This window comes from Streptomyces sp. NPDC127092 (genome assembly GCF_042722475.1).
In the GTDB taxonomy this organism is placed as follows: domain Bacteria; phylum Actinomycetota; class Actinomycetes; order Streptomycetales; family Streptomycetaceae; genus Streptomyces.
Genome location: NZ_JBHXFE010000064.1, coordinates 24,335 through 35,251, shown reverse-complemented (window position 1 = coordinate 35,251; position 10,917 = coordinate 24,335). Strand labels below are relative to the sequence as shown.

9 protein-coding genes are annotated in these 10,917 nt (G+C 71.7%); 4 read left to right on the top strand and 5 right to left on the bottom strand.

Features of this window, described 5'->3' with window-relative positions:
* Window positions 1-75 precede the first annotated feature (75 nt).
* Window positions 76-867 carry a metal-dependent hydrolase gene (locus tag ACFWJO_RS34985; protein ID WP_386871849.1) on the bottom strand — a complete coding sequence of 264 codons (792 nt, stop codon included), beginning with the start codon at window positions 865-867 and terminating at the stop codon, window positions 76-78.
* Between the two features lie 155 nt (window positions 868-1,022).
* Between ACFWJO_RS34985 and ACFWJO_RS34980 the strand changes: the two genes are divergently transcribed.
* Window positions 1,023-3,536 carry a DEAD/DEAH box helicase gene (locus tag ACFWJO_RS34980; RefSeq protein WP_385689808.1) on the top strand — a complete coding sequence of 838 codons (2,514 nt, stop codon included), beginning with the start codon at window positions 1,023-1,025 and terminating at the stop codon, window positions 3,534-3,536.
* A gap of 43 nt (window positions 3,537-3,579) precedes the next feature.
* Entirely contained in the window at window positions 3,580-4,443 is an 864-nt protein-coding gene (locus ACFWJO_RS34975; RefSeq protein ID WP_386871848.1) for an acyl-CoA thioesterase, read from the top strand.
* Between the two features lie 83 nt (window positions 4,444-4,526).
* Here ACFWJO_RS34975 and ACFWJO_RS34970 read toward each other — a convergent pair whose 3' ends face one another.
* The 3 genes from ACFWJO_RS34970 to ACFWJO_RS34960 all read right to left on the bottom strand — a co-directional run bounded on the left by ACFWJO_RS34970 (window position 4,527) and on the right by ACFWJO_RS34960 (window position 8,187).
* Window positions 4,527-4,988 carry a hypothetical protein gene (locus ACFWJO_RS34970; protein WP_386871846.1) on the bottom strand — a complete coding sequence of 154 codons (462 nt, stop codon included), beginning with the start codon at window positions 4,986-4,988 and terminating at the stop codon, window positions 4,527-4,529.
* A gap of 3 nt (window positions 4,989-4,991) precedes the next feature.
* Window positions 4,992-7,817: a phosphotransferase gene (locus ACFWJO_RS34965; protein WP_386871844.1), complete on the bottom strand. Its 2,826-nt coding sequence runs from the start codon at window positions 7,815-7,817 to the stop codon at window positions 4,992-4,994.
* Between the two features lie 148 nt (window positions 7,818-7,965).
* On the bottom strand, window positions 7,966-8,187 hold the full coding sequence (locus tag ACFWJO_RS34960; protein ID WP_386871843.1) for a DUF6011 domain-containing protein: 222 nt from the start codon (window positions 8,185-8,187) through the stop codon (window positions 7,966-7,968).
* Window positions 8,188-8,236: 49 nt separating this feature from the next.
* On the opposite strand from ACFWJO_RS34960, the gene ACFWJO_RS34955 reads away from it, so the two are divergent.
* Both ACFWJO_RS34955 and ACFWJO_RS34950 read left to right on the top strand, forming a co-directional pair.
* Entirely contained in the window at window positions 8,237-8,719 is a 483-nt protein-coding gene (locus ACFWJO_RS34955; protein WP_386871841.1) for a glutathione peroxidase, read from the top strand.
* The gene (locus tag ACFWJO_RS34950) at window positions 8,712-9,488 is read left to right on the top strand and encodes a putative protein N(5)-glutamine methyltransferase (RefSeq protein WP_386871839.1); all 777 of its coding nucleotides are present in this window, start codon (window positions 8,712-8,714) and stop codon (window positions 9,486-9,488) included. Before ACFWJO_RS34955 ends, ACFWJO_RS34950 begins: the two co-directional genes overlap by 8 nt.
* A 10-nt stretch (window positions 9,489-9,498) precedes the next feature.
* On the opposite strand, the gene ACFWJO_RS34945 is transcribed toward ACFWJO_RS34950, so the two are convergent.
* Window positions 9,499-10,869, bottom strand: coding sequence for a cytochrome P450 (locus ACFWJO_RS34945; protein ID WP_386871837.1), 1,371 nt, complete (start codon window positions 10,867-10,869; stop codon window positions 9,499-9,501).
* Window positions 10,870-10,917: the final 48 nt, after the last annotated feature.

Genomic DNA, 10,917 nt, shown 5'->3' with positions numbered 1-10,917 from the left:
CCCCCGCCCCCTCCCCTCCCTACCCCATCGGCGATACCCCCACGACCCGTCCGGCCGACCAGGACCGGACAGGCCCTAGAGGAAGCCCAGTGCCGAAGCGCCGCCCACCCCGCCGAGCAGCATGAACGCCGGCATCAGCACCTTCAGCTCGACCCAGCTGCCCGCCCGGAAGCGCATGCCCTTCGGCGGGCCGATCGGGTACCAGCGCTTGCGGCCTACAGGGATGGGCCAGAGGATCGGGCAGCCGGAGACGGTCAGGGCGTCGCCGATGTCGTGGACCAGGGCGCCGAGCACGATCGGCAGGCCGAGCCACAGGTACTCCTGGCCGGGGCCGGTGAAGAGCCAGTCGGCGCCGTGGCCCGGCTGGTCCAGGACGCCGGCGAGGATCCAGGCGCTGGTCGCGCCGAGCAGCCACACCAGGACGTCGCTGGACATCCGCGCCGCCCGCCACAGCAGGCCCTCGACCGCGAGGACGAGGTGGACGAAGAGGATCGCCAGGACCGCCCAGCGCCCGCCGGTCACTGCGGCGACCGAGGCGCCGGCGCCGATCAGGACCGCCCACACCCAGGTGTGGGTCAGCGTGCGGTGGCCGCCGGACCTGCGCGGGTCGGCGGAGGAGCGGGTCGCCTTGTAGACGGCGTACGACAGCTTGTCGACGATCTCGCACAGACCTCGCGACACCGGCCCGAAGGCACGCGAGATGGTCGCTGCCTTGTGGTCGAGGTCGGGTGCCAGGGCCGCACCGGCGCAGATGAGCGCGCCGACGACCAGAACCGGCCACGGCATCGGGTGGTCGAAGGCCGCGGCCGCGGCTCCGACGCCCAGCCAGGCCGCCGCTCCGGACAGCGAGTGCGCCGGTCCCATCATGGTCGTTCCCCGCCCCATTCCTCGCGCGCCGGCGCCCAGTTGACGCCCGGTCGTGCGCCGGCCGCACGGCCGGTCGACGGGCCAGCCTATCGTCCGTGATCTTCGATCCGGTGGCCGGTTCCCTCATCCGTGCGGAATCCAGGCAAGATGGGGGCGTGACCCTTATCGATCAGCTGCCGCCGACCGCCGACCCCGATGCCCTCTTCGAGGCCTTCTCCTCATGGGCGGAGGACCGGGGCATCACGCTCTACCCGGCCCAGGAAGAGGCGCTGATCGAGGTGGTCTCCGGGGCCAACGTGATCCTTTCCACGCCCACGGGCTCCGGAAAGTCGCTGGTCGCGGCGGGTGCGCATTTCACGGCGCTGGCCAATGACCAGGTCACGTTCTACACGGCGCCGATCAAGGCGCTGGTGTCGGAGAAGTTCTTCGACCTGTGCAAGATCTTCGGCACCGAGAACGTCGGCATGCTCACCGGCGACGCCTCCGTGAACGCGGACGCGCCGGTCATCTGCTGCACCGCCGAGGTGCTGGCCTCGATCGCGCTGCGCGACGGCAAGGACGCCGACATCGGCCAGGTCGTGATGGACGAGTTCCACTTCTACGCGGAGCAGGACCGCGGCTGGGCCTGGCAGATCCCGATCCTGGAGCTGCCGCAGGCCCAGTTCGTGCTCATGTCGGCGACCCTCGGCGACGTGTCGATGTTCGAGCAGGACCTGACCCGGCGCACCGGCCGGCCGACCGCGGTGGTCCGCTCGGCGACCCGGCCGGTCCCGCTGTCGTACGAGTACCGGCTCACGCCGATCACCGACACCCTCACCGAACTCCTGGAGACGAAGCAGGCGCCCGTCTACATCGTCCACTTCACGCAGGCGCAGGCCGTGGAGCGGGCGCAGTCGCTGATGAGCATCAACATGTGCTCGCGCGAGGAGAAGGACGCCATCGCCGAGATGATCGGCAACTTCCGCTTCACCACGAAGTTCGGCAAGAACCTCTCGCGTTACGTCCGGCACGGCATCGGCGTGCACCACGCGGGCATGCTGCCGAAGTACCGGCGCCTGGTGGAGAAGCTGGCGCAGGCGGGTCTGCTGAAGGTCATCTGCGGCACCGACACCCTCGGCGTCGGCGTCAACGTGCCCATCCGCACGGTGCTGTTCACCGCCCTGACCAAGTACGACGGCAACCGGGTGCGCACGCTGCGGGCCCGGGAGTTCCACCAGATCGCCGGCCGGGCGGGCCGGGCCGGCTTCGACACCGCCGGTCTCGTCGTGGCGCAGGCACCCGAGCACGTCATCGAGAACGAGAAGGCGCTCGCCAAGGCCGGCGACGACCCCAAGAAGCGCCGCAAGGTGGTCCGCAAGAAGGCGCCCGAGGGCTTCGTCGGCTGGACCGAGAACAGCTTCGAGAAGCTGATCGCCTCCGAGCCGGAGCCGCTGACCTCCCGCTTCCGGGTCACCCACACCATGCTCCTGTCGGTGATCGCCCGGCCCGGCAACGCCTTCGACGCGATGCGCAAGCTCCTGGAGGACAACCACGAGCCGCGCAAGAACCAGCTGCGCCACATCCGCCGGGCCATCGCGATCTACCGCTCGCTGCTCGACGGCGGCGTGGTGGAGCAGCTGGACACCCCGGACGCCGAGGGCCGCACGATCCGCCTGACGGTCGACCTCCAGCAGGACTTCGCGCTCAACCAGCCGCTGTCGACCTTCGCGCTCGCCGCCTTCGACCTGCTCGACCCGGAGTCGCCGTCGTACGCGCTGGACATGGTGTCGGTGGTGGAGTCCACCCTCGACGACCCGCGGCAGATCCTGGCCGCCCAGCAGAACAAGGCGCGCGGCGAGGCGGTCGGCGCGATGAAGGCCGACGGCGTCGAGTACGAGGAGCGCATGGAGCGGCTCCAGGAGATCTCGTACCCGAAGCCGCTCGAAGAGCTGCTGTGGCACGCGTACAACGTCTACCGGAAGTCCCACCCGTGGGTCGGCGACCACCCGGTCTCGCCCAAGTCGGTCATCCGCGACATGTACGAACGGGCGCTGTCCTTCACGGAGTTCACCTCCTTCTACGAGCTGGCGCGGACCGAGGGCATCGTGCTGCGCTACCTCGCGAGCGCGTACAAGGCGCTCGACCACACCATCCCGGACGACCTGAAGACGGAGGACCTGGAGGACCTGATCGCCTGGCTCGGCGAGATGGTGCGGCAGGTCGACTCCTCGCTGCTCGACGAGTGGGAGCAGCTGGCGAACCCGGAGATCCAGACCGCCGAGGAGGCGCAGGAGCAGGCCGACCAGGTCAAGCCGGTCACGGCGAACGCCCGCGCGTTCCGGGTCCTGGTGCGCAACGCGATGTTCCGCCGGGTGGAGCTGGCGGCCCTGGACAACGTCGACGAGCTGGGTGAGCTCGACGCGGAGTCCGGCTGGGACGCGGACGCGTGGGGCGAGGCGATGGACGCGTACTGGGACGAGTACGACGACCTCGGCACCGGCCCCGACGCGCGCGGCCCCAAGCTGCTGTCCATCGAGGAGGACCCCGAGCACGGCCTCTGGCGCGTCCGGCAGACCTTCGCCGACCCGAACGGCGACCATGACTGGGGCATCAGCGCGGAGGTGGACCTGGCGGCCTCGGACGAGGAGGGCCGCGCGGTCGTCCGCGTGACCTCGGTCGGACAGCTGTAGACCGTCCGCAGAGCTCTGCGGACCTGGCGAACGGAGTACGGACGTGACCAACCCCGCCGAGAGACTCGTGGACCTGCTCGACCTGGAACGGATCGAGGTGAACATCTTCCGCGGCCGCAGCCCGCAGGAGTCGCTCCAGCGGGTCTTCGGCGGGCAGGTCGCGGGCCAGGCCCTGGTGGCGGCAGGCCGGACCGTGGACGACGAGCGCCCGGTGCACTCGCTCCACGCCTACTTCCTGCGGCCCGGCCGCCCGGGCGTGCCGATCGTCTACCAGGTGGAGCGGGTGCGCGACGGGCGTTCCTTCACCACCCGGCGGGTCACGGCGGTCCAGGAGGGCCGGACGATCTTCAATCTGACGGCCTCCTTCCACCTGCCCGAGGAGGGCGCGTTCGAGCACCAGCTGCCGCCGCGGCACCTCACGGACCCGGACAGCCTGCCGAACCTCGCGGACGAGACCCGCGACCACCTGGGCGCGCTGCCGGAGGCGCTGGAGCGGATGGCCCGCCGCCAGCCCTTCGACATCCGCTACGTGGACCGGCTGCGCTGGACGAAGGAGGAGGTCACGGACGCGGACCCGCGCAGCGCGGTGTGGATGCGGGCGGTCGGGCCGCTGGGCGACGACCCGCTGGTGCACACCTGTGCCCTCACCTACGCCTCGGACATGACGCTGCTCGACGCCGTCCGGATCCCGATCGAGCCGCTGTGGGGCCCGCGCGGCTTCGACATGGCGTCCCTGGACCACGCGATGTGGTTCCACCGGCCCTTCCGGGCGGACGAGTGGTTCCTGTACGACCAGGAGTCGCCGATCGCGACCGGGGGGCGCGGCCTGGCCCGCGGCCGGATCTACGACCGCGAGGGCCGGCTGCTCGTCTCGGTCGTCCAGGAGGGCCTGTTCCGCAAGCTGTAGCCGGCTCGGAGCCGATGGACGCCGGTTTCCGAAGCCGACGGCCCCGGCGTGGGTCCCGGGGCACGCTCCGGGACCCGGCAGGGTCAGACGTTGGTCTCGCCGCGCCGCAGCGGCAGGACGCGTTCCTGCGTCCCGTTCCCGTCCTGCCACCGCATCTGCACGACGAAGCGGCGGTTCCCCCGGTGCGCGTCCGCCAAGGGCAGCCAGGGCACCGGATATCGGGCGCCCCGGTCGAGCCGCAGCAGCGGGAACTCGTCGGCGGGCGAGTCCGCCAGTTCGACGACCCCGCCGGCGACATCCTCGACGGACACATGGACTTGCTCGGCCGAGGCGGGGCCCTGGTTCCATATCACCAGGTGGTATCCGGCGCGCCGGATCGAGCCGTCCGCCAGTTTGATCTTGGCGAAGTCGGATGTGCGATGGAAGTACGCGGTCACCTCGGCGCCCAGGGTCTCGCGCGTGCGCGCCCGGTGCTGCGCATAGGCCGTGACGGCCGACAGGACGAGCGCGCAGAGCGCGATGACAGTGCCGATCCAGGCGTTCACCGGTCAGTTCCCCCCTTGCACGATCGCGTTCCACCGGTGCCACAGCGCGGAGGTGATCACCGTGCTCAGGGTGAGAGCGAACTCCCGCTGCTCCTTCTCGAGCGTCGAGTAGCGGATCATGGGCAACAGCGCGCCCGCAAGGGCAAGATGGTATTCGTCGGCCTTGACGGGCCAGTGTCCCTGACCGCAACCGATGGCGATTTCCCGGACTCGGCGCGTGACGCGCAGGACCAGGCGTTCCTGATCGGTGAGCCGGGCGACTTCGTCCGGGTCGTTCACCCGGGGCAGGAGGTCGCCAGGCTTGCGGAGCGGGTCGTCCGTCCCGGCGAGCACGCCGGCGATCCAGGAGGCCACGCGTCCGGCGGCTTCGCCGTCCCAGCTGAACACCTGGCACAGCAGGCTCGCTTCGATGCGGGCGAAGTCCTTGCACACATGGCCCTCGTGAGCGCTCTCGAAGTCGATGAGCACCGGCTTGGGCCGCTTGCTGCTGAGCGTGCACAGAACGTTGTCCAGGTGCAGGTCGCCGTGGGCGATCACCAGGGTGGTGTCGTAGTCCACCAGGTCGATGTCGAACGAGTTGATGATGTCCTCGAAGGCTCCCTGGCCCGTCTCGGACAGCTCGGCGGCGAACCAGAGGGGGTTCACCGTCGCCACCTGCGGCAGCCGCGCCATCGCGGCCGCCAGACCGGGGGCATCGGCGCTCCATGCGGTGTCATCCGCCTTGACGGTGGTCGGCATGCCGCGGCCTGCGTCGGCGGCCGCCTTCAAAAGGGCGTGCAGCTCCGTGCGTGCCCAGTTGGCGGGTGCCTGCTTCTTCGGTGCGGGCGCGGGTCGGAAGACGGGGTACTCCGAGCGGATGTCGATGCGGTCGCGGCGGCTGTGCGCGAACCAGGGGCGCATGTTCACCAGGAGCAGCCTCTCGAAGGTCTCGACCGCCCGGTCGGCCGGCGCGGTGCCGAGCCAGTCGGTCAGTGTGCGCGGGGGCTCGCCCTGCTCGAAGGCATAGGCCGTCTCGATGGCGCGCAGCGAGTCCCCGTTGTCGCCGAGATACATCTCCATGGTGCTCGCGAGGCACTCGCTCGGCCGGTTGTTGGGGTGCAGTCGCTTCGCGTACGTGCGGAAATTGTCCCCCTCCCGCTGCACCTTGTCCCAGCGGTCGATCTTCAGGACGGACCGCGGGCCGTACCGCGTGGTCAGCAGGTACGTGGGCATCCGGCGCCCCTTGAACAGCTGGCCCCGCACGGTCACGACCTCGCCCGGCTCCAGCCCCTGCGCGACCGCGGCGCGCAGGACGGGTGTCGGGATGCGCACGGCACCGGCAGCACTGGTGACGAGGGAAGTGCCGCGAGGATTGCCCTTGCCGTCGCTCTCCCAGGGGTTGCTCACGACGCGCACCTTGCCCGCCGCCTCCATCAGCGAGCTCACTCCCTCCTTCCACAGCTCCCGCTCCCCCGGCTCCTCGAGCTCCGGGGCCCGGTCGAAGACGGTGTCGACGACCCAATGGGTCCGAGCCTCGTCCCATCCGGCGACGCAGGCGAGGGCGAAACAGGCCCCGTGCCGGTCCTCGGCCCGCCACTCGCGCAGCAGCAGCTCCGGCCACTCGGACCTGCTGACCCGCCCGCGCCTGAGCACCCTGCTGTCCCGGGTGCTTTCCTGGGGCAGGGCGGGGTTCGGTCCGGCGAGCAGCAGGTGGGTGCCGACAGCGGCGAGCGCGTGGTGGCGCAGGATCGCATACCGATCCATGAAGACGGGAGGGACCTCGTGCGCGACGCACACGAGGATCTCGGCGCAGTCGAGGATCAGGTCGCGGGCCGAGTCCATGAACTTCAGGTTGCTGTCCAGGAAGGAGCGCAGATAGCCGATGAGGTCACGCAGAACATGCGGCCGGTTCGTGGGCAGGCCGTCGTCCGACCACATCATGTGGTTCGCGGTGGCCGAGATCAGCCAGCGCAGCCGGGCCTCCTCCACCTGCTCCGCCTTGTCGGCCCAGGTGGCGAAGGTCCGCATGGCGCGCGCCAGGTCCCACAGATCCTTCGCGTCGGTCGGCACGAGGCCCTGCGGGAAACATCCGGCGACCGCCGCCAGGTCACGGTCGAGGTGCAAGGCCAGCTCGCGGTCGGCGAGCGCGCCATGCTCGCCGCTCACCTCCCTGAAGTACGTCCGCAGTTTCGTCGTACGATCGCCGACCGGGCTGCGGCCGGACGACCAGCGCACGGCGAGCTCGGCCACCAGCTCGCGGGCCGTGGTCGCGCTGGTCTGCAGGGAACCGATCCCTGTGCGCTCGTGCCCCTGCGCCTCCTCGCGCTCGTCCGCCTCGGGCCGCTCGGACTCCTCCTCGGCCTCCTCGCCGTCATGGCTCCCGTCGGGGACGAGGAACGCGGACGCGACGTCGGTCGCGGTGGGGGCAGCGACCACCGGGGACGCCGGACCGCCGGCACCCGAGGCCAGGATCTCCTCCAGGCTCCAGACCGGCAGGGCCGGCGGCACCGGCAGCTCCTTGAGCAGAGAGACCCCGAGGTCACGCAGCCGGGCCGCACACTTCTCCCGCTCACGCACGAAGGTCTCGGCGTTGTGCGGACTGTCGGGTTCCTCCGACAGCACCAGGCAGGCGACCTGCAGAGCCTGCACGGCCTCCTTGGCGAGGCCGTGGCGCTCCAGTTCCTCACCCAGTCCCTTCAGGCCGTGGCAGAGCTTCAGGCGCACGTCGTCGACGGTCTTCCCGCCGTCGTGCAGGGAGTAGGAGACGGCCAGCGTCCGCGCCGCACTCGACGCCGGGGTGGTGCATTCCTTCCAGTCGGGGTACTGCGCCCCGGGCGGGAACGGGAACATCGATCGTGCCCATGCGATGTGCGGGGAGACGTCCAACTCGCCCTACCTCCAAGAGTGATGGCGTCATTGCCAGGAACCGGACACGGTAGGGGAGGTCCAGGGGAAGCCCGTCGGAATCCGGCCAGCTGGGACGTCGGCCGGCCCCGGGCTACATGCCGGGCAGCGGGTCCTGCTCGACCTCGTGGCGGCGGGTGCGGATGTCCGGGCCCGGCGGGTGGAGCTTCGCGTCGCACGAGGGGCCGAGGCCGGTGCGCCGGGACGCGGTGCCGGTGAGCGGGCGCCCGCACAGCCGGCACCACACGCGGCGCGGGCCGTCGCCGTCGGCCGGGCTCCCGGAACCGAGGTCGATTGCCAAGGGTTCGTCTCCCATGCTGAGATCAAACCCCATCGGTGTGACAACGTGTGACAGGACCCTTCCCATGAGCTTGTACGAGATCCCGCTGACGACCCTGGCCGGCGAGCCGCTCTCGCTCGCCGACTTCCGCGACCGGGCCGTCCTGGTCGTGAACGTGGCCTCGAAGTGCGGTCTCACTCCGCAGTACGAGGGCCTGGAGCAGCTGCAGAAGGAGTACGGCGAGCGCGGCTTCACGGTGCTCGGGGTGCCCTGCAACCAGTTCGCGGGCCAGGAGCCGGGCAGCGCGGAGGAGATCCGCACCTTCTGCTCGACGACGTACGGCGTGTCCTTCCCGCTCCTGGAGAAGGCGGACGTCAACGGCGCCGGCCGGCACCCGCTGTACGCGGAGCTGACCCGGGTCGCGGACGCCGACGGCGAGGCCGGCGACGTCCAGTGGAACTTCGAGAAGTTCCTCATCGGCCGGGACGGCGCGGTCACCCGGTTCCGCCCGCGCACCGAGCCGCAGGCACCGGAGCTCGTCGCGGCGATCGAGGCCCAGCTTGTCTGAGCCGGCGGCACAGGACCTGGTGGCCCGGCTGCGGGCCGCGGGCTGCGTCTTCGCCGAGGAGGAGGCGGAGCTGCTGCGGGCGGCCGCTTCCGGTCCGGCCGAGCTCGACGCGATGGTGGAGCGGCGCGCGGCCGGACTCCCGCTGGAACACGTCGTGGGCTGGGCGGAGTTCGCCGGGCTGCGGATCGAGGTCGACGGCGGGGTGTTCGTGCCCCGGCGGCGCACCGAGTTCCTGGTCGGCCGGGCGGTCGCGCTGGCCCGCCCGGGCGCCGTCTGCGTCGACCTGTGCTGCGGCTCGGGCGCGGCGGGCGCGGTGCTGCTCGCCTCGGTCCCGGACGTCGAGGTGCACGCCTCCGACATCGAGCCGGCCGCGGTGCGCTGCGCCCGGCGCAACATCGAGCCGCGCGGCGGCCGGGTGTACGAGGGCGACCTGTTCGAGCCGCTGCCGGACGCGCTGCGCGGCCGGGTCGAGGTGCTGGTCGCAAACGTGCCGTACGTGCCGAGCGAGGACGTGGCCCTGCTGCCGCCCGAGGCCCGCGAGCACGAGCCCCTGGTGGCCCTGGACGGCGGCTCGGACGGCCTCGACGTGCTGCGCCGGGTCGCGGCCGAGGCCGCGCGGTGGCTGGCCCCGGGCGGCCGGCTCCTGGTGGAGACCAGCGAGCGCCAGGCCGGCCCGGCCGTGGCGGCGGTCACCGCGCACGGCCTCAAGGCCGAGATCCTGGAGGACGAGGAGCTGTGCGCCACCGTGCTGGTGGCGACCCGTCCGTAACGGGCTCCCGTCAGGCGGTACGGGCCGTCAGACGGCAGCGGGCCGGGCCGAGGGCCTGCAGGGTGATCGCCGAGGCGAGCGGCACATGGGTGTCGATCGCCTCCAGCTCGTAGGCCTGGAGGATCATCGCCAGGGCGATCACCGACTCCAGCATCGAGAAGTGCTGCCCGATGCAGGCGCGCGGCCCGCCGCCGAACGGGAAGTACGCGTAGCGCGGGCGCCCGGCCTCGCGTTCGGGCAGGAAGCGGTCCGGGTCGAAGCGCTCCGGGTCGTCCCAGTAGCGCGGGTGGCGGTGGGTCACCCACGGGGAGACGATCACGTCCGCGCCGGCCGGGATCAGGTGCCCGCCGATCTCGACGGCCTCGACGGCCCGGCGCCCGATGGCCGGGGCCGCCGGGAACAGCCGCATGGCCTCCTTGAGGACCCGGGTGAGGTACGGCAGCTCGTCGAGGTCGGCGGCGCCGGGCGTGCGGCCCGCCAGGACCCGGTCCAGCTCCTCGTGGGCCAGCCGCTGCTGCTCGGGGTGGCGGGCGAGGAGGTGGAGGGCGAAGCCGAGCGAGGTGGCGGTCGTCTCGTGCCCCGCGAGCAGGAACACCAGGACCTGCTCGCGCAGTTCGGCGGGGTCGAAGCCGCCGTGCTCGTCGCCCGCGGCCACCAGGAGGGTCAGCAGGTCCCGCCCCTGGGCGGCGTCCGGGCCGGCCGCCCGCCGCTCGGCGATGATCCGGTCGCACACGGCGTACAGCTCCTCGTGCGCGACGGCCGCCCGCCGGTTGTCGGGCAGGGGCCAGGAGCGCGGGGGCTTGCGCGGCGAGTAGCCGCGCCGGGAGACGTAGTCGCCGAGCACCGGGAAGCAGCGCTCGACGATGCCGACGGCGGCGTCGACGTCGGTGCCGAAGAGGATGCGGGCGACGGCGCGCAGCGCGAGTCCGGTCATCTCGTGGACGACGTCGACGGTGCCGTCGCCCGCGGCGCGCCAGCCGTCGGTGAGCCGGGTGACCTCGTCGGCGACGGCGGAGGCGTAGGTGTCCACGCTGCGGCGGGTGAACAGCGGCTGGACGAGCCGCCGCTGGCGCAGGTAGTCGCCGTCCTGGCTGGTGAGCAGGCCGTTGCCGAAGGACTCGCGGATCTCCTGGTAGAAGGCGTTGTCCTTGCGGAAGTTGGCGGCCTCTCCGGCGAGCACCTGCTGGGCGCCCTCGGCGGAGAACACGCAGTGGACGGTGGCCCGGAACCCGGGCGGTCCGGCGGAGATCCGGACGACGTCACCGTGGTCGCGCCGGGCCTTGAGGAAGGTGCCGAGCGAGTCGTTCTTCAGGTCGAGCAGCGAGCCGAGCAGCGGGAGTCCGGTGAGCTCGGGTATCGCCGGAGCGTTCGTCGTCGCCATCGTGCTGTTCCCCCTTGTGAGCGTCGGTGGCGCGGTCGATTCTGCCGC